Origin of the sequence: Halochromatium roseum (assembly GCF_016653315.1) — a bacterium.
In the GTDB taxonomy this organism is placed as follows: Bacteria; Pseudomonadota; Gammaproteobacteria; order Chromatiales; family Chromatiaceae; genus Lamprobacter; species Lamprobacter roseus.
The window spans coordinates 355511-375261 of sequence record NZ_NHSH01000057.1 but is presented as its reverse complement, the minus strand read 5'-3'; the positions used below and the strand labels follow the sequence as shown (position 1 = coordinate 375261).

General features: G+C 62.5%; 12 protein-coding genes and 1 riboswitch. Of the genes, 5 read left to right on the top strand and 7 right to left on the bottom strand.

Features of this window, described 5'->3' with window-relative positions; genetic code table 11:
- Positions 1-47 precede the first annotated feature (47 nt).
- Together CCR96_RS13110 and CCR96_RS13105 are read left to right on the top strand one after the other, a co-directional pair.
- Positions 48-1250: a BtaA family protein gene (locus CCR96_RS13110; RefSeq protein WP_201220549.1), complete on the top strand. Its 1203-nt coding sequence runs from the start codon at positions 48-50 to the stop codon at positions 1248-1250.
- 2 nt (positions 1251-1252) lie between these two features.
- The gene (locus tag CCR96_RS13105; RefSeq protein WP_201220548.1) at positions 1253-1996 is read left to right on the top strand and encodes a class I SAM-dependent methyltransferase; all 744 of its coding nucleotides are present in this window, start codon (positions 1253-1255) and stop codon (positions 1994-1996) included.
- A gap of 52 nt (positions 1997-2048) precedes the next feature.
- Here CCR96_RS13105 and CCR96_RS13100 read toward each other — a convergent pair whose 3' ends face one another.
- The 7 genes from CCR96_RS13100 to CCR96_RS13070 form a co-directional block, all read right to left on the bottom strand.
- A complete protein-coding gene (locus CCR96_RS13100; RefSeq protein ID WP_201220547.1) occupies positions 2049-2507 on the bottom strand; it encodes a hypothetical protein in 459 nt (152 codons plus the stop codon).
- 107 nt (positions 2508-2614) lie between these two features.
- The gene (gene yhbY, locus CCR96_RS13095) at positions 2615-2926 is read right to left on the bottom strand and encodes a ribosome assembly RNA-binding protein YhbY (RefSeq protein WP_420827268.1); all 312 of its coding nucleotides are present in this window, start codon (positions 2924-2926) and stop codon (positions 2615-2617) included.
- 93 nt (positions 2927-3019) lie between these two features.
- Entirely contained in the window at positions 3020-4009 is a 990-nt protein-coding gene (locus CCR96_RS13090) for an acrylyl-CoA reductase family protein (RefSeq protein WP_201220546.1), read from the bottom strand.
- Positions 4010-4076: 67 nt separating this feature from the next.
- Positions 4077-5600 carry a fumarate hydratase gene (locus CCR96_RS13085; protein ID WP_201220545.1) on the bottom strand — a complete coding sequence of 508 codons (1524 nt, stop codon included), beginning with the start codon at positions 5598-5600 and terminating at the stop codon, positions 4077-4079.
- 186 nt (positions 5601-5786) lie between these two features.
- Positions 5787-7556, bottom strand: coding sequence for a sensor domain-containing diguanylate cyclase (locus CCR96_RS13080; RefSeq protein WP_201220544.1), 1770 nt, complete (start codon positions 7554-7556; stop codon positions 5787-5789).
- A gap of 85 nt (positions 7557-7641) precedes the next feature.
- Positions 7642-11109, bottom strand: a complete 3468-nt coding sequence (locus tag CCR96_RS13075) for a sensor domain-containing protein (protein ID WP_201220543.1) — start codon at positions 11107-11109, stop codon at positions 7642-7644.
- A 66-nt stretch (positions 11110-11175) separates the two neighbouring features.
- Positions 11176-14127: a chemotaxis protein CheB gene (locus tag CCR96_RS13070; RefSeq protein WP_201220542.1), complete on the bottom strand. Its 2952-nt coding sequence runs from the start codon at positions 14125-14127 to the stop codon at positions 11176-11178.
- A 188-nt stretch (positions 14128-14315) separates the two neighbouring features.
- Positions 14316-14559, top strand: a riboswitch (cobalamin riboswitch).
- 143 nt (positions 14560-14702) lie between these two features.
- Here CCR96_RS13070 and btuB point away from each other — a divergent pair.
- The 3 genes from btuB (at position 14703) to CCR96_RS13055 (ending at position 19604) form a co-directional block, all read left to right on the top strand.
- The gene (gene btuB / locus CCR96_RS13065; RefSeq protein ID WP_201220541.1) at positions 14703-16553 is read left to right on the top strand and encodes a TonB-dependent vitamin B12 receptor; all 1851 of its coding nucleotides are present in this window, start codon (positions 14703-14705) and stop codon (positions 16551-16553) included.
- A 95-nt stretch (positions 16554-16648) separates the two neighbouring features.
- Positions 16649-17218 (top strand): bifunctional adenosylcobinamide kinase/adenosylcobinamide-phosphate guanylyltransferase, encoded by a 570-nt coding sequence (gene cobU / locus CCR96_RS13060; protein WP_201220540.1) that lies wholly within the window; start codon positions 16649-16651, stop codon positions 17216-17218.
- A 193-nt stretch (positions 17219-17411) separates the two neighbouring features.
- Complete coding sequence (locus CCR96_RS13055; RefSeq protein WP_201220539.1) at positions 17412-19604, top strand: thioredoxin domain-containing protein; 2193 nt, start codon at positions 17412-17414, stop codon at positions 19602-19604.
- Positions 19605-19751 lie beyond the last annotated feature (147 nt).

Here is a 19751-nt window from a genome sequence, read left to right as displayed (position 1 = left end):
GGCTTGATAATCTTGTTCGGCTTCATTGCCACCGAGGCGACCCTGCCATGCTCGTGACGACCAAACCCAGCCTCGCCGATCGTTTTGATCAGAAGGTGTTCGACGCCATCTATTCGCGCGCACTGGTCTACAACACCTGCTGGGAAGACCCTGCCGTCGATCGTTTGGTGCTCAACATCGGCCCTGATGACCGTATCCTGGTGATCACCAGTGCCGGATGTAATGTGCTCGACTATGCCTTGGTAGGACCAGCCGCGATTCATGCGGTCGACGCCAATCCGCGCCAGAATGCGCTGCTGGAGCTGAAGCTGGCAGGCATTCGGCGGCTCGAGTTCGACGACTTCTTCGCCGCCTTTGGCCATGGCCACCACCCCGGTTTCGAGCGCCTCTACCGGGCTGAGCTACGCGCTGAGCTGAGCCCGTTCGCGCAGTCGTTCTGGGACAAGCGTGTGCGCTGGTTTGGCCATCCGCGCGGCAGCTTCTATTTCCATGGTCTGTCGGGCGTCGTTGCGAAGAGCTTCCACGCCTATCTGCGGGTGCGGCCAAGGCTCGCGGCGAGCATCTGCGAGCTGTTCGAAACGCGCTCGCTCGACGATCAGCGCCACGTCTATGACACTCGGGTGCAGCCGCTGATCTGGTCGCCGACCATCAACTGGACGCTCTCCAGACAGCTGACCATGAGCATGCTCGGTGTGCCGCATCCGCAGCGCAAGGAGGTGCAGGAGCAGCATGAGCGTGGTGTCGCCGGCTTTGTGCGCGAGTCGATCGACTACGTGTTCCGGCAACTGCCAGTCTGGACCAACTATTTCTGGGCGGTCTATGTGAACGGTCGCTATACGCCAGACTGTTGCCCGGAATACCTGAAGCCAGATAACTTCACCGCGCTGAAGCAGGGCAGGGCCGACTGTATCGAGCTGCATACCTCGACGGTCTCAGAGCTCCTCGCCAGCACCCGGCAGCGTTTCTCGAAGTATGTGCTTCTCGACCACATGGACTGGATGAGCAGCTATGCGCCTCAGGCCTTGGCCGAGGAATGGGCCCTGATCCTTGAGCGCGCGCGCGCCGATGCGCGCATCATCTTCCGCAGCGCGCATGCCGCGCCGAGCTACTTAGAGGCGCTTGAGGTGAGTCCCGAGCGCGGGCGTTTGCGTGATTGTCTGCAGTTTCATCCCGAACTGGCGGCGCAGCTGCAGCCGTTGGATCGGGTGCACACCTATGCCGGCTTCCATATCGCTGACCTGGCGGTCTGAGCATGGCGGTTGCTGCCGTCACCGCGGAGCTGAAGGTGCTGCTGGCGCTGTTGCGCGGGCAGCCGCGCGCCGGCTCTCATGCCGAGCGACTGGAGGCCTTCTATGCGCCGCAAGCGGGTCGCTACGATGCCTTTCGCGAGCGCCTGCTGCATGGGCGGGGCGAGCTGGTGGCCGATCTCATTGAGGCGCAGGCGGTTCCGGCCGGCGGTCATCTGGTCGAACTCGGGGCGGGCACTGGGCGCAATCTGCTGTTCTTCGGTGACCGACTCGCGGCGCTGGCACGGATCGATGCGGTCGATCTATGCCCATCCTTGGTCAGCGAAGCGCGGCGGCGGACCGCAGCCATGGCAAATGTCCAGATCTATGAGGCCGATGCCTGCCGCTGGCAGCCCGAGGCGCCGGTGGATACGGTCTATCTGGCCTATTCACTGACCATGATTCCGGACTGGCGCGCGGCGATCGACAACGCGATCGCGATGCTGAAGCCAGGTGGTCATCTCGGTGTCGTCGACTTTTACGTTTCAGCGCCAGAGCCAGCGCCTGGCCTGGTGCGCCACTCACCATTAACGCGGGCGTTCTGGCCGCGCTGGTTCCGCCACGACGGCGTGCATCTGGAGTCCGAGCGGTTGGCCTATCTGCGCCAATCTCTGCCCGATCATCGCTTGACCGAGGCGATGGCGCCGGTTCCCTATCTGCCTGGCTTGCGGGTGCCTTACTATCGCTTCATCGGCCGTAGGGACAATTGACGTTACTCTCGAGTAAGGGCGCTTCGCCTTAGCGCATGTTCGGCAAGCCGTCTTACTGCCCGATTGCCTTGCCTGCTGCGTCGATCAGCTCGCGACCTTGTCGTTGCATTGCCTGGGCAATGGCAGTCGCAAGGGCTTGTCCGCTCAGGGCTGCGCCGTTGATGACGACCTGGCTCGGCGAGGTGGCGTAGGCGCTGAGCGGGTCAGCCAGCTGTTGCGCGGTGTCGTCAACGGCGTTGTAGCGATAGGCACAGCTGGCGCTGCCGTCGCCTGCTGCCGCTGACCAACGCAGGTTCACGGTGGCGTCGCTATAGCCGGGAGTGCGGGTGCTGACCTGGGTCCAGGTCAGCTGACTGGTCCCTAACTGCCCGACGACCAGGTCTTTACAGAGTCGCACGCGAACGTCTTCGCCTGGGTTGGCGCAGCCTAGGAGTGTGCTGCCGCCGATGAGCATGCTCATGAGCAGGGCGGCTGGGCGCGGCGCGACTGGCTTCGTTGTCTGTTGTTGCATTTGGCATGATTCCATTGATTGTCGATTCAGCGCGCTGACTGGAGGCGCGGCGCCTGTTCCATCGGTGTCGGTTGTCGTTGCATCCTGATTCGCTGGAGCGGTCATGTTCAGAGCGGCAGCAGGATGCGTTCGCGACGCTCGGGGTTGGCGCGGAAGTAGCTGGCGGTGTTGCCGATGCGTTGCACGAGATCGGCTTGGGCGCGCTCGGCGATGGCGTCGACGATGGCGTCGCGCTCGTCATGGTCGCCGCCGGGCACCTTGACCTTGATCAGCTCATGATGCTCAAGCGCAAGCTCGATCTCGGCGAGCACGGCGTCGCTGAGGCCTGCGGCACCGAGCAGGACGACGGGCTTGAGATGATGGGCTTGCTTCTTGAGCCAGCGGCGTTGGTGATCAGTGATGGGGATTTTTTGGGGCACGTTCGGGTACTTTGTCTGTTCGATTTGATGGATGATGTCGGCGCCTGACGGAGACGCGGTCAAGGTCGGCAACCGGACCGAGTATCTTGGACGCTATTCTGGCGTGACCAGGACGCGACCATGGGTCTTGCCAGCGAGCATAGACTCGAACACCGCGGGCAAGCCATGCAGATCGACCTGGTCGCTGACCAAGGCTTCAAGATCGCTGGGCCGCCAGTCAGTCGCCAGGCGGCGCCAGAGGTCAGCGCGCAGCGGGAAGGGGACATCGACCGAGTTGCAGCCGAGTAGGCCGATCCCGCGCAGGATAAAGGGCATGACCGTGGTCTCGAGTGTGGTGCCGCCGGCGAGACCGATGCTGGCAATGTTGCCGTTGGGGGCCAGGGTGCGCGTGATCTGCGCGAGCATCGACCCACCGACATTATCGACGGCGCCACCCCAGACCGCCTTCTCGAGCGGACGGTCACCGCCGGGAAGCTCATCACGGCCAATGATGCGGCTGGCGCCAAGTTGGGTGAGCCAGTCGTGCAGTGCCTGTTTGTTGGAGACGGCGACGACCTCGAAGCCAAGCCTGGCGAGGATGTTGATGGCGATGCTGCCAACGCCACCGCTGGCGCCGGTGACCAGGATCGGGCCGAGTCCGGGATGCTGACCGTTGACCAGCAAGCGATGTACGGCCAATGCCGCGGTGAAACCAGCGGTGCCGAGGATCATCGCCTGGCGCGGGTCGAGCCCCTGCGGCATCGGCGCGAGCCAGTCGCCGGGGACACAGAGGGTCTCGGCGTAGCCGCCGTCCTGGTCGAAGGCCATGCCAAAGCCGGTGGCGATGACGGCATCGCCGGGTTTCCAGCAGGGATGCTCGGACTGCTCGACGATGCCCGCGGCATCGATGCCGCCGGTGATCGGGAAACGCTTGATCACCTTGCCTTTTCCAGTGCCGGCGAGGGCGTCTTTATAGTTGACGCCAGAGGCGCTCACCCGCACTAGGACCTCGCCCTGCGTCGGTTGCGCGATCGCGACCGCTTCAACGCCGGCGCGATGCCCGTCGTCGTCCTGATGAATCCGGAAGGCCTGTTGCTGTGTCAACTGGAGCTCCTATCGTTTGGCTGCTGCTGGATCATGCGGCCTCGACGACGAAACGATGTCGTCGAACTTACTCAACCTTAATCGGGATCTCGGCAATCCGCGAGCGCCATTGCTGCGGGCCGGTCTCGTGGACCGAGACACCGCGGCTGTCAACGGCGACGGTGACCGGCATGTCTTCGACCTCGAATTCGCGGATCGCTTCCATGCCGAGGTCCTCGAAGGCGACCAGCCGTGACGACTTGATCGCCTTCGAGACCAGGTAGGCGGCACCACCGATGGCGATCAGATAGACCGCGCGGTGGCGACGGATGGCGTCGATCGCCGCGGGTCCGCGCTCGGCCTTGCCGATCATGCCGATCAGGCCGGTCTGCTCGAGGATCTGGTCGGTGAAACGATCCATGCGGGTGGCGGTGGTCGGCCCGGCAGGACCAACGACCTCCTCACGCACCGGGTCGACAGGGCCGACATAGTAGAGGAAGCGATTGCTCAGGTCGACGCCCTCGGGTAAGGGCTCGCCGCGGTTGAGCAGGTCGACGATGCGCTTGTGGGCGGCATCGCGGCCGGTTAGCAGCTTGCCGGAGAGCAGCAGACGCTCACCGGGTTGCCAGCTGGCGATCTGCTCGCGCGTAATGCGGTTGAGATCAACCCGGCGGGCGCCTGCGGCGGGGTCCCAGGCGATCTTAGGCCAGCTGTCGAGTGCGGGTGGCTCGAGCTGAGCAGGGCCGGAGCCGTCGAGGGTGAAATGGCAGTGGCGGGTGGCGGCGCAGTTCGGGATCAGCGCGACCGGCAACGAAGCGGCGTGGGTCGGAAAGGTCTTGATCTGCACATCGAGCACGGTGGTGAGACCACCGAGGCCCTGGGCACCGATGCCGAGGGCGTTGACCTTCTCAAACAGCTCGAGGCGCATCTCCTCAATGGCGTTCGCCGGTCCGCGTGCCCTAAGCTCATGGATGTCGATCGGCTCGGCGAGCGCGGCCTTGGCCATCTGCATGGCCTTCTCGGCGGAGCCGCCGATGCCGAGCCCGAGGATGCCGGGCGGACACCAGCCGGCGCCCATGCTCGGAACTTGCTCGAGCACCCAATCGACGACACTGGCGCTCGGGTTCAAGATCGCGAAGCGGGACTTGTTCTCGGAGCCGCCGCCCTTGGCCGCCAGACGCACCTCGAGCTTATCGCCTGGGACCAGCTCGGTGTGAACGATGGCCGGGGTATTGTCGCCGGTGTTACGACGCGCGCCGATGGGCGGGTCGACGATCGAGGCGCGCAGGATGTTATCCGGATGTGTATAGGCGCGGCGCACCCCCTCATCGACCAGTTCCTGCAGGCTGCGGTTGGTCTCCCAGCGCAGCGCCATGCCAACCTTGAAGAAGGCGATGACGATGCCGGTATCCTGGCAGATCGGCCGATGGCCCTCGGCGCAAAGCCTGGAGTTGATCAGGATCTGGGCCATCGCCGATTTCGCCGCGGGCGATTCCTCGGCCTCATAGGCCGCGCTCAGCGCGCGGATATAGTCCGGCGGATGGTAGTAGGAGATGTATTGCAACGCGTCGGCGATGCTGCTGATAAGGTCGTCTTCGCGGATGTGGCTCATGCAATCGTTCTCATAATTGTTCTCATGATTTTTCTCATCTCAATGCGTTCGCGGTAGCAGGTCTCGCTTGTCGAGCCTTGACGGGAGATCAGGGCTATTAACGTCCGCGGCGTAGCGGCCATCCATGCCATTTGCTGTCAATGATGTGCAGATGCGCAGGCGTGGCTTGTCAAAACGTAGCGGCCATCAATCTCCGTCGCTGTCGGTGCAGAGTTCGCCACTGTCGGTGCAGACCCGATTACGGCCAGTGTGCTTGGCAGCATACAGGGCTCGGTCCGCACGATTGACGATCTCGTCTTGAGTGTTCTTATCTTGACCGGGCTTGTCTTGATCGTGCTTGTCATGGCGCTCAGCGTTGAACTGGCAGCGAGCAATGCCAGCGCTGGTGGTGATGCGCACGGACTGTTGTTCGATGCAAAAGTCGGTGGCCTCGATTCGATGCCGCAGCCGTTCGACAAAGCCGACCGCCGGTTCGAGATCAGTATCCGGCATCAGGACCAAGAACTCTTCGCCGCCCCAACGCGCAATCCAGTCGGACTCGCGGGTGTTGTCACGGAACAGACGGGCTACCTCTCGGAGCAGGCCATCGCCCACCAGATGCCCGTACTGGTCGTTGATGCTCTTGAACCAATCCAGGTCGAAGATGGCGACGCAGTAGGGCCGTCTCGTGCGCAAGCTCTGTGCATGGACGCGCCTGATGGCGCGCCACATGCCGCGCCGGTTGAGGAGGTTCGTCAGGGGGTCGTGCTCGGCATGGTAAGCGAGCTTCAGCTCGGCCTCTTTGCGCTGGGTAACGTCGATGCGTAGGCCACTGGCGGCCAGCGCCATGCCCTGTGGATCGCGGTCATAGACGCGTGCATGGTCTTGCAGCCAGATCCAGTGTCCGTCGTGGTGACGAAAACGGTATTCGGCCTTGAAGTCGTCCAGCTCGCCATGCAGTACCTGCTGGCTTTGCTCGCCGAAGGCGGCTAGATCTTGTGGGTGCACCTGCGTTTTCCACCAGTCATAGGTGACCGCGAGTTCACAGGATTCATAGCCGAGCTGGGCCATATAGCGTTCGTCAACGCAGACCTCTCCGGTCGTGAAATCGGCGGTGTAGGTGGCGATGTTGCCGGATTCGAGCGCGAGCTCGAGCATGCGTTGCGTGCGCAAGAGTTCAAGCTCGGCGAGCTTGCGCACGTGGATGTCGCGGCCAGAGCCAATGATACCGATGACCTGCCCCTTGCCATCGAGCAGCGCCGAATCCGACCAGCCAAACCAGCGCCAACCTTGGCTGGTCATGGCTCGCTGCTCCAGATAGCAGCGATAGGGTGGTTGATAGAGCGCCGCCATGGCGGCTTCGGTGGAGGCGCGGTCATCTGGGTGCACCAGTGGCATGAAGCGTTGCCCGATCAACTCCTCTTGGCGCTTGCCAAAGGTTCGACAATAGCCCGGACTGACAAACAGGAAGCGGCCTTCGGCATCGACCTTGACGATCAGGTCGTTCTGCCGCTCGACCAAGAGCCGATAATCGGCCTCGCGCTGACACAGGGCCGCATCAAGCGTCAGCTTCTCGGTCACATCCTGCACGAAGCCGACCAGCTCAGAGATCGACCCGTCGGGCTTGGTGAGCGCCGTGCCGTAGACCTGAGCATGGCCATCGGTGCCGTCGTCGCGGTGAATGTGCAGGGTCAATTCGTAGGATGTGCCATCAGTGGCACAGTCTGTGACTGCGCGTTGCAGTCTTGACCAGTCTTCTGGGTACAGATAGTGCTCGTGCTCGGAGAATGTCGGCTCTCCGAGCGAAGGCTCACGGCGGAAGATACGGAAGATCTGAGGCGACCACTCCACCCGTTGAGTCTCGAGATTCAGGCACCAATGGCCGAGATGGGCAATCCGTTCAGCCGCATCGAGCATCTGCTGAAACTGCTCGAGGCTGGACGTTTGTTGTTGCCTTAGGGGTCCGTGCTCATCCATTTCGGCTTCCTGATTTGGTCGGCAGCAGTGCCGGTGGCCTGAACGAATCGTCGGCAAGGCTTTGAACGACTTATTGCCGCTCCCGTTATCCCCGTTCCAAGGATAATTGGCGCAGCGCATCGGGCTTCATCGGGCGACCAAACAGATAGCCCTGTGCCTCATTGCAGCCCTCCTGTTGCAAAAACGCGGCCTGCTCTGGGGTTTCGACGCCCTCGGCGATGACCTCTAGGCCAAGCGCCTTACCCAAGGCGATGATGGCACGCGCAATCGCATCGTCGTTGTCGTCAATGGTCACGCCGTCGACGAAGGTCTTATCGATCTTCAGGCGGCTGATCGGGAGCGTCTTGAGATAGCCGAGCGACGAGAATCCCGAGCCGAAATCATCGACGGCAATGGTGATGCCGAGGTCGCGCAGGGCGCTGAGATTCGCGATAACCCGATCGACGTTGCGCATCAGCATGGATTCCGTCACCTCGAGCTCGAAGCGTTCAGGTGCGACGCCGGTGCGCTGAAAGATCTCACGGATCTCATCGACGAGATCGATGCGCTCGGCCTGCTGCACCGAGATGTTCACGGCCAGTCGGTGGACCCTAAGCCCCTCGGCATCCCAGGCCAGCAGCTGTAAGCATGCTTGCTCGAGAACCCACTTACCGAACTCACTGATGAGACCGATCTCTTCAGCGATTGGGATGAACTCAAACGGTGAAACCGCACCGAGCTCGGGATGGGTCCAGCGCAGCAAGGCCTCGGCGCCTTGGATTCGACCTGTGCTCAGCTCGACTTGTGGCTGGTAGAGCAGGCTCAGCTCACCGCGGGTGAGTGCACCGCGCAGCGCCGTCTCGTGGTGGAGACGCTGCATTGCGCGCTCCGTCATTTCGGCCTCGAAGAACCGATAGGTGTTGCGGCCGTGATCCTTGGCCCGGTACATGGCCATGTCGGCATTACTGAGCAGGATGTCCATGCTCTCGCCATCGTTCGGGAACAGGCTGACGCCGACGCTGGCTGTCACGCGCAACTCACGATCGCCGACTTGGAAGGGTTGCGAGATCCTCTCGCAGAGCCGTTGGGCCAAGTGCGCGACGGTGCCAGGATCATCGATCTCCTCGGTCAGGATCACGAACTCGTCGCCACCGAGGCGGGCTAAGGTGTCCGCCTCTCGGACCTCGGCTTGGATCGCTGTTGCCACATCTTGGAGCAGTTCGTCGCCAACCGAGTGGCCCAAACTGTCGTTCACGTTCTTGAACAGATCCAGGTCGATGAACAGCAGTGCCAGCATGCGATTCTCACGCTTGGCACGCTTTAGCGATTGCTCCATGCGTGCGCGCAATAGGGCGCGGTTCGGGAGTCCGGTCAAGGCATCGCTATGGGCGACCCGGTAGAGCTCTTCCTCAGAGCGCTTGGCATCGCTGATATCGTTGAAGATGCCGATGTAGTTGGTGAGTTGTCCGTGATCGTCCCGAACGCCGGTGATCGTCATCCGCGCTGGATAGATCTCGCCGTTTTTGCGTCGGTTCCAGATCTCGCCGCGCCACGAGCCGGTGTTCTTGATCGCAAGCCACATGCTCTTGAAGAAGGCCGCGTCATGATGACCCGAGCTGAGCAGGTCGGGTCGACGCCCAATCACCTCGGACTCCTCGTAGCCAGAGATGTCGGTGAAGGCGCGATTGACCGCGAGCACCAACTGCTGAGCATCGGTGACCATGATCGCCTCACTGGAGTTCTCGAACACGGTCGAGGCCTGACGCTCGCGATGGCGAGCCTTGGCCTCCTCAGTCCGATCGCGCCAGTGCACGAAATAGGCGGAATCCCCATCGAGGAAAACCGGCACGAGCGTCACTTCGACCGGAAGCGGCGAGCCGTCCGCTTGCTGATGCAGCCATTCGAAGCGCTGGGTATTGCCTGCCGCCTCTGTCATCAGGCGTTTGGACTTGGCTTCGGAGTCTTCACCGTCGGGCTGCACCGCGGGGGAGAGCTGATGGGGCTGTTTACCGACCACCGCAGCAGGATCGGCATGACCGAGCATGCGCAGGGCGGCCTGATTGATCTCGGTGAAGCGCCAAGCTTGCATCACGAGCATGCCTTCCGCTGCTGATTCGAACAGTGCGCGAAAGCGTCTCTCGCTCTCCTCAAGCCGGAACGTTGCTTCAATCTCAGCGGTGATGTCCGCGCTCGTGCCGCGGATGGCTTCGACCGTTCCGGCCTCGTTCTTGATCGGCTCGGCTTGGGTGCGCACCCAGCGTGTTTCACCATCATCGCCGCGCCGAATGCGATGGTCGAGTTGATCGCCTTTGCCGTCGGTGCGCGCCCGTTCAAACAACCGGTCGAGTTGCTCGCGATCCTCGGGATGGGCGAATATGCGGCCCAGCTCGGCTCTGGAGTAAGCAGACTGGTCGGCGCCGTGGATGCGTTGCCAGCCTGGTGAAACCTGGATCAGGTCGTCACCGAGCTTCCAGGACCAGGCTCCGGCCTTGGCGATACGCTCGGCATCGACGAGCATATTGCGCAGCTCCCGAACCGATTCCTCCATGTTGCGTCGCGTGGTGACATCCCGATTGACCCCGCGTCGGCCGAGATAGCGTCCGTCATCGGCCATTACCGCGCGGCATTCGTGCTCGATCCAGCGCCAGTGGCCATCACGATGCTGAATGCGCAGCAGCAGGACCCCCTCATCGTCTGATTCGTGCCCCTGAATCCCACCAAGATGCTGGCGCCATTGCTCCCGGTCTTCAGGATGGATCAGCTGGCCAACCAGGCTCGGATCATCGAGGAACGCGCTCGCGCTGTAGCCCGTGATCTGCCGGCAGCCCGGGGAGACATGCACGAAATGTCCTTCAGGGTTGATCCAGTAGTCCCAGTCCAGGCTATATTCGGCCAGGACATGATAGGCCTCCTGGCTGCTGGCCAAGCGGTCATAGGCATGGCGCAGCTCGCGTTGTTGATGAACTGTCGCGGTACGGTCGACGACAACGCAGAGCAGGCGTGGCTCGCCATCGGGTGTTGGCGGTAGCTTGGCGCCATGCAGATCACCGATGAACTCTCGCCCATCGGTGGTCTCGAAGCGCAGCTCTGGTCGTCCGATCTCTTGCTCTTCACCGAGTGTGAGCTGCCTTAAGATTGATAGGAAGCCGTTGCGGTCACGCTCGCTGACCAGGCGCAACAGAAAATGGTGATGCACGCGCAGATCACGCAGTCCAAACAGTCGACTGGCGGACGGGTTGGCCGAAATCACCAAACCATGACGGTCGATCACGAGGACGGCGACCGGAGCACTCTGGAACAACGCGGTAAAGCGCTCTAGCGCCTCATGGGTGGTCTCTTGGCTGCGGATCAGCTCTTCGTTCTGGATCTCGAGCTCGGCCTGGTAGATGCGGACGTTCTCGATCAGCGTGCTCAGATTGACGTCGCCGCTGGCGATCAGATCTTCTGCCAGATCGAAGCGGCCCTGGCGCAGAGCAACCAGCGCGCGCTCGCGAAACTCGGCGCGCTGCGCGCGCTGGTCGTCAGAGTCAACAGCGTCTGGGGCGTCGGATGGAGGGGTTTGGGACTCGTGCATGGTTACTCAATCGCTGTCTGCGCCTTGGCTGCTTGCTTCAGCCGCAGCAGCCAGCAGACATCGAGTCTAGGTTTCCTTGTCGCTGGGCGCGGGCTGTCGATTCCAAGCGCTGATGTCGATGTGACTCACCACCACGCCTCCGGAGGGATGCTGGATTGGTGCCGCATGCATCACGAACCAACGCTCCACCTCGGGTGAGTGGCAAGGGTATTCGAGCGAAAACTGCGACCGCTCGCCGTTGATCAATGCCTGAATGCCATCGGCCGCCGCCGTGGCGTATTTGGCATCTTTGGTGCCGGCGCTGGATTGGCAGGCATCGAGATAACTGCTGCCGAGGCCGCTGTTAGTGAGCTCCGAGTCGCCGTTGCTGCAGGCGAAATCGCGCCAGGCATGATTGATCATTGTAATACGCCCGCTGTTGTCAAGCACGGCAATATGCTCCGGCAGCGAATCCAACACCGCTTGCATGCGCTCGATATCGCGCAGTGTTGTCACGTCGATGAAGGTGGCGACGGCGCCCCGCGGGGTGCCGGGACGGACCGCGTAGGGGAGCACGCGCGCGAGATACACACGGCCGTTGGCGGCAGGCACTTCGCGCTGCAGCATATCACCGTCGTGGATCGTCTTTTTTAGCTCGGCGAAAAAGTCTGGGTAGTCGAGCAGGTTGGTAAAGTCATCGATCCGACGCCCGAGGTCGGCCTCGCGGATCTTGAACAGCTTGGTAGCCTCGGGTGTAAACCGGGTCAGCTTGAGGTCATGATCGACAAACACGGTCGCGATCGCCGCGGCCTTGGCCATGCCGTCGAGATCGGCATTGAGGCGGTTGAGGATCTCGATCTTCTCCTGGTTCTCGGAGTTGACCGTATAAAGCTCTTCGTTGACCGACTGCAGCTCTTCGTTTGAACTCTGCAGCTCTTCGTTCGAGGCCATCAGCTCTTCGTTGGTGGCCTGTAGCTCTTCGTTCGCGGTCTCGAGCTCTTCGATGGTGGCTTGCAAGCTCTCGCGCGTCACCGCAAGCTCGCGCTCTAGGGTTTCAAGCCGGTCCGCCGATTCGGCGCTCATGTCCATGGTCTGGACTGACTCGTCGCCAGACGGGCTATTCAGCGCCGGCTCGAGTTCGAACGAGAGCATCAGGCAGGCATCGCCGCCATCTTGCGGCACGTGACGGACAACGAGACGCAGTCGCTCGGTCTCTCCGTTGCTGAGCTTGATGCGCAAGATATCGGAGCGCATCGCCTCCTTACTGACCGAGACCTTGTGCAGTAGTGCCTGCGCAACGGGCGCAATCGAGCCTGGTAGCAGCTTGTTGATGTCAAGGGTTGCGCTGCCCTCGCCGATGCTCAGGTAGCGCGAGACATCGCCAAACACATGCATCAGCTCCTGCTGTGAGTTCAGTAGCAGGCTGACCGGTGAATAACTGCGCAGGAGCACCGCTTGGCCGGCATCGATGGCCGCCGCGTCGCTATGGGCACGCAGCCGCCTCAAGCCGCTGCGGTTGCCAGTGGTCCTGGTAGCGCTGACCGGCGAATGCGGCTCCAGAGGCGGTGTGCCATGGCGCAGGATGCGATACAGCTTATATTTGGAGCTGACCGCGCTGAAGTCCTGTTGCACGCTGGACACGGTCTCGCTCGACCCTAGGAACAGGTAACCGCCCGGTGCCAGGGCATACTGCAAGCGCCGCATGACCCGTTCCTGCGCATCGTTGCGAAAATAGATCAACAGATTGCGGCAGGACACCAGGTCCATGCGAGTGAAAGGGGGGTCTTCGAGCAGGTTATGTTTGGCGAAGACGATGTTATGGCGGATGTCATTCTTGACTACAAAGTGGTTGCCGCGCCGGTAGAAGAAGCGCTCGAGGCGCTCGGGCGAGACCTCGGCGGCGATCGACTCCGAGAACATGCCGGCGCTGCCGGTATCGACGTTGTGTTGTTCGACATCGGTCGCGAACAGCTTGAAATCGGGCCAGCGACGGAGCTTGTCGAAGGCCTCGGAGAACAGGATGGCGATCGAGTAGGCCTCTTCGCCGGTCGACACTCCGGGAACCCAAGCGCGGATCGGCTGGTTCTCGCTGTGATCCCTAACGATGGGCAAGATGACCTTTTCCGCCAGGGTCTCGAAGGCCTCCGGGTCGCGGAAGAAATTGGTCACCGGGATCAGCAGTTCTCGGCGCAACGCATACAGCTCGCTGGTGTCGCCATCGAGCAGCCGAACGTAGTTCTCAAGGTCCGGTACGTGCCGGACCTGCATCCGCCGCTCGATGCGACGCAAGACGGTGGCGGGCTTGTAGTCGCGAAAGTTGATGCCGCCTTGATGATGCAGCAGGTGCAAAGCCTCTTCGAGCGCACTCTCGCGATCATAGCTGACCGACGCGCTACGGCGCGGGCCGCGCTCGATGGGCGCATGGCTGATGTGATCGAGGATGCGTGGCCCAAGCTCCTCGGGCGGCAGGATGGCATCAACCAGCCCGGTGGCAATGACGCTGCGCGGCATGCCATCGAACTTCGCTGATTCCGGGTCTTGCGACAGCAGCAGACCGCCGGCATCGTTGATCGCGACAGCACCGCGGGTGCCATCGGAGCCGGTCCCGGACAGCACAACGCCAATGGCGCGGTTGCCATGCGAACGGGCCAGTGAGCTGAAGAAGAAGTCGATCGGCAGGGCGAGGCCGCGCGGGCTTTTGGGCCGCAGATGCAACTCGTTCGCGGAGACGCTCATCATGCTCGCTGGGGGGATGAGGTAGATCCGGTTCGGCTCGATCAGCATCCCATCCTCGACCGTGAGCACCGGCATCGAGGTATAGCGGCCGAGCAGGTTGCCCATCATGCTCTTGTGATCCGGTGAGAGATGCTGAATCACGATGAAGGCGGCACCGGTTTGCACCGGCAGCGACTGGAAGAACCGCTCGAGCGCATCGAGCCCGCCTGCTGAGGCACCGACGGCGATCACATAAGGCAGTTGGGTTCCCTCATGTTCGCTGGCCGCGGGGAGTTCATTGGCGTTTTGTTCTTGATCGAGCATGGCGGTCTGTTGCTTTTAAGATACGAAAAGCGATAGAAGCGAAAAGCGATAGATGCACAAGAGCACAAGGCGATCAGCTGAATCTTATCTGACTTCTTCAGTCATGCCATCGAATCGTCGTCAGGGGTCTGACATAAGTCATTCGTCCAGCCTTTCCTGATTGACCCGGCGCTCGCCTAGACCTAGTGTCGCTGCGCAATGCAGGAGGTGCCTCGCGGCTCTCGACGAGTGCGAGGTTAAACGGGAAGTCGGTCAGGCGGATGCTCAATATCCCCGTCAAGCCGACGCTGCCCCCGCAACGGTAGGCGAGTCTGAGAGACGACTGGATGCCACTGTGGCCCGAATGGGTCATGGGAAGGCGTCGCCTCTCGGTGTCGAAGCGATCGACGCCAGCTCGTGAGCCCGGAGACCGGCCTTCTGTAACACGCGGGTGCCGCGGAGGGCGGGGGCGGTGAAAGGGTTGTTGCCGCGCACAGCGCTTTGCCGTTTTTTGTCCTCGAGCGGGCCTTTCGCTCAACGTGTCTCACGGGTGGTGAGACCAACAAGGACAAACAATGACTTGCTTGACTTCCAAGATGGCGTGGCAGCCACTGCTGCCCTGCGCCATGGCCCTGTTATGGACGGCTCCACTCTCCGCTCAGGTTGAAGCTGTCGCCAACCTGGACCCGATCGTGATCACCGCGAATCGAACCGCTCAGACCGCGGATCAGACGCTGGCCTCGGTGACCGTCATCGACCGTGCCGAGATCGACCGGCGCCAGTCGAAGACAATGGTCGATATCCTGCGTGGACTCCCTGGTGTCGCCACCTCCAGCAGCGGTGGACCTGGCCAGCCGACCTCCGTCTTCTTACGCGGCACCGAGTCCGATCATACGCTGGTGCTGATCGATGGCATCAAGGTCGGCTCAGCGACCATCGGCTCGACGCCCTGGCAGAACATTCCGACCGATCAGATCGAGCGCATCGAGGTGGTGCGTGGCCCACGCTCCAGTCTGTATGGCTCGGAGGCGATCGGCGGCGTGATCCAGATCTTCACACGGCGCGGTCGAGTCGGGCCGCTGACGCCGCGGCTGAGCCTGGGGGCCGGCTCCTACAAGACGATTCGTACCAACGGTGGCCTGTCGGTCGGCAACGAGCGCGGCTGGCTCGATGCCCATCTCGGCTTCGAGCAGACGGCGGGTTTCAACGCTTGCAACGGCGAGCCGTTCGTCGGCGGCTGCTTTGTCGATGAGCCGGACGACGACGGCTACACGAACAAGAACGGTGGCGTCAGCGGCGGTTGGCGTTTCTCCGATCAGTTCTCGCTGGAGGCCGACTTCTTACGCTCTGAGGGCAGCGTCGACTACGACGGCAGTCTCTTCGCTGGCAATCACAACGAGACGCTCCTTCAGGTCGCGCGGCTGCAGGCGAAGGCGCAACCAGTCGATGCCTGGACCAGTACCTTCGATATCGGCCGCAGCTGGGACAAGTCACGGGTCTTTTTCAACGACCAGTTTTTGAATCGCTTCGATACGCGGCGTGATCGTCTCGGCTGGCAGAACGACATCCAGCTCGGGGGCGCCCAGCAGCTGACGCTGGGCATCGATTATCAGCGCGATGAGGTGACGACCAAACCGACCTTTGCCGAGGATTCGCGCGATAATACCGGCGTCTATGGTCAGTATCTGGGTCGCTTCGGCCCGGCTGACCTGCAGCTGAGTCTGCGTCAGGACGATGATTCGCAGTTCGGTGGTCATGGCACCGGCAATGCCGCCCTCGGCTACACGCTCGCCAATGGGCTACGACTCACCGCGAGCTATGGAACGGCGTTCAAGGCACCGACCTTCAACGAACTCTACTATCCCGGGTTTGGCAATCCGGATCTCGAGCCCGAGCAGTCCTGGAGCGCCGAGCTTGGCCTCTCGGGCGCCCATCCTTGGGGGCGTTGGGCGGCCAATCTGTACCAGACCGACATCGATGATCTGATCTCGACCACGCTGGTGGCGCCGAACCTGTACCTGCCCGAGAACGTCGATCGCTCGCGTATCCGCGGCCTCGAGCTCTGGACCACCGCTGAGCTGGGGGGCTGGATCATGGATGCCAACCTGACCCTGCTCGATCCGCGCAATGAGTCCAACGGGCCAAACCAGGACAAGCTGCTACCGCGTCGCCCGGAGCAGACCTTTCGGTTTGATGCCGATCGCCAGTTTGGTCGCATCGGGGTTGGCGCTTCGCTGTTCGTCTCCGGGCGTCGCTTCGATGATGCCGCCAATCGCACCCGGCTCGATGGCTTCAGCCTGATCGATCTGCGCGCCGATTACGCCTTCAGCAACGCGCTGCGGTTGCAGGCGCGCGTCGAAAACCTGTTCGATGAAGAGTACGAGACCGTTGCCTACTACAATCAGCCGGGCCGCACCCTGCTGCTGACGCTGCTGTATCAGCCCTAATGCCAGCCATTAGAGGTTGGCCCTTTGCTTGGCCCGCGCGTCCTATTCGTCCTTGAGCACAACGGCGAGACTGATCTTGCCCACCGGAGTCGGCGATGCCAAAGCAAGAGTCCAACGACCGATTCAGTAAGCCCCACCGCGTCCTGATCCTCGGCGGGGTGCGCTCGGGCAAGAGCCGCCTGGCCGAACAGCTGGCGCGAGACTCGGGACTGCCGGTGACCTATGTCGCCACGGCCACCGCGAGCGATGAGGAGATGCATGCGCGCATCGCCGCGCATCGCCAACGACGGCCCGCTGACTGGGCGCTGATCGAAGAGCCGCTGGCGTTGCCGGCGGTGTTGGAATCGGCCTGCGCTGTGGGCCACTGCGTGCTGGTCGAGTGTTTGACGCTCTGGCTCGCCAATCTGCTCTGGACCGAGGAGCCAGGACGCCTAGACGCCGAGCTAGCGGCCTTGGATGCGTTGCTGCCCAGACTGCCGGGTCAGGTCATCTTCGTTGGCAACGAGGTCAATATGGGCGTGATACCCGTCAACGATCTGGCCCGGCGCTATGGCGACCTCGCCGGCAGCCTGCATCAGCGGATTGCTGCCCAGGCTGATCAGGTGGTGCTGACGGTTGCCGGTCTGCCATTGGTGCTGAAGGGGCCGGCGCTACCACCTCTTTGAAATCTTGCGCCTCGACGAGCGAGGTGGTCCGTAGCGCCCACGGCGGGACCGGTTCTAAGACGCATGGCGTGTCTCCACCTCTGGACGATGAGGCGCTCGGTGACTCGGGGGAGAGCGGCTTCGGCTGGATATCGTCGCTTGTGGGGCCACTGTCAGTGGTCAACTGAACCTGATGACCGCCCGAGGCCCTCTGATGTCCGAGACCGACCACAGCGCTGCTGCTTGCCAACCTAAGCCGCGCAACCGGCTTGCCGAGACTACCAGCCCCTATCTGCAGCAGCATGCGGAGAATCCAGTCGATTGGTGGCCTTGGTGCGAGGAGGCGTTGGCGCTGGCGCGCTCCGAGCAGAAGCCGATCCTGCTCTCGATCGGCTACTCGGCCTGCCATTGGTGCCACGTGATGGCGCACGAGTCGTTCGAGGATGAGACCACGGCGAAATTGATGAATCGGCTCTTCGTCAATATCAAGGTCGATCGTGAGGAGCGACCGGATCTCGACAAGATCTACCAGACCGCGCATCAACTGCTGGCCCAGCGCACCGGCGGTTGGCCGCTAACGGTGTTCCTGACGCCCGATGACCTGGCGCCGTTCTTTGCTGGCACCTATTTTCCGAAGACGCAGCGCCATGGCCTGCCGTCGTTCCAAGAGCTGCTGATTGGCGTCGAGCGCGCCTACCGCGAGAAACCGGAGGCGATCCGCGAGCAAAATGCGTCGCTCCGCGAGGCCCTGTCGCAGCTTGATCCAGCGCCGGGCGTGATGATCTCTGACCTGACACCGCTTGATCAGGCGCGTCGGCAGCTGGCCGGCAGCTTCGACAAGGTCAATGGTGGCTTTGGGCGCGCGCCGAAATTCCCGCATCCGACGAATCTCGAACTCTTGCTGCGCCATCACGCGGCGACGGCGGCGGCCGGCAGCCCGGATCAGCAGGCACGGGAGATGGCCTTGTTTACCTTGGAGCGGATGGTTCGAGGTGGCATGAACGACCAGCTCGCCGGCGGTTTCTGTCGCTACTCGGTCGATGATCAGTGGATGATCCCGCACTTCGAGAAGATGCTCTACGACAACGGCCCGTTGCTGACGCTCTGCTGCGATGCCTGGCAGCTGAGCGGCGATCAGGTGTTTCGCGACGCGGCCCTCGGCACCGCCGATTGGGTCATCGCCGAGATGCAGTCGGAGGAGGGGGGCTACTTCTCGGCGCTTGACGCCGACAGTGAAGGCGAGGAGGGCCGCTTCTACGTCTGGGATCTTGAGGAGATCGGTGCGCGGCTGAACGCCGAGGAGCTGGCCTTGATCCGTCCGCTGTTCGGGCTGGACCGGGCGCCCAATTTCGAGGGCCGCTGGCATCTGCATGGCTATCGCCGTTTGGAGGAGGTCGCGGCCGAGCGGGAACAGCAGGATCTCGAGGTCGCCAAAGCGCTGTTGGCCAGCGCCAAGGCCAAGCTGCTCGCGGCGCGCGCGGAGCGTGTGCGTCCTGGGCGCGACGAGAAGGTGCTGACGGCTTGGAACGCGCTGATGATCAAGGGCATGCTGCGCGCTGGCCGGCTGCTGGGTCGGGAGGACTATCTGGACTCGGCGGATCGCGCGCTTGCCTTCATCAAGGCGACGCTCTGGCGCGAAGGACGCTTGCTCGCCGTCTACAAGGACGGCAGGGCGCATCTGAACGCCTATCTGGACGATTATGCTTTCCTGCTCGATGCACTGCTAGAGCGCCTGCAGACGCGCTTCCAGCCGGCTGATCTGGACTGGGCCCAAGCCCTGGCCGAGCTGCTGCTGAGCCAGTTTCAGGATGAGGTCAACGGCGGTTTCTATTTCACCGCGGCCGATCATGAGGCGCTCCTGCTGCGGCCAAAGCCGCTGGCCGACGAGTCGACGCCCTCCGGTAATGGCATCGCCGCGCTCAGCCTGCAAAGGCTCGGGCATCTGCTCGGCGAGCCGAGGTATCTCGATGCCGCGGCGCGCACCCTCGGCGCGGCCGCGGATGCGATTCGGCGCCTGCCTTATGCGCATGGCACCCTGCTGATGGCGCTGGAGGAGCAGCTGAGTCCGCCAGAGATGATCGTGATTCGTGGCGGTCTCTTGGGTACTGAGCCTGGAGCCTTATCCGGAGTGACCGATACGCAGGCGACCGACGCGCGGGCAATCGATACGCAGGCGACCGGCGGCTGCGACGAGTTCGACAGATGGCAACAGCTCGCGCAACGCGACTACGCGCCGCGTCGGTTAACCTTGGCAATTCCAGCTGACCTCAGCGAGCTACCGCCAGCCTTGGCGACCATGCATCCAGGCGATCGTGTGCGAGCCTATCGCTGTCGCGGCACTCAGTGCGAGGCACCGATCGACGCTCTGGAGCAGTTCGAGGCCGTGCTTCAGACCAACGCGCCATGAGTTTGCCGCACTGCACACAAAACTTGATTGTCGGAGGACAGCTCGGCGCATGGGCTTGCGACGCTTGTTGAGTGGCGGTGATGCTGGTAATTTGCGGATGCAGATTCCCGCGAATCGACGCGCATGATGATGACTGCTCTCCAGTTT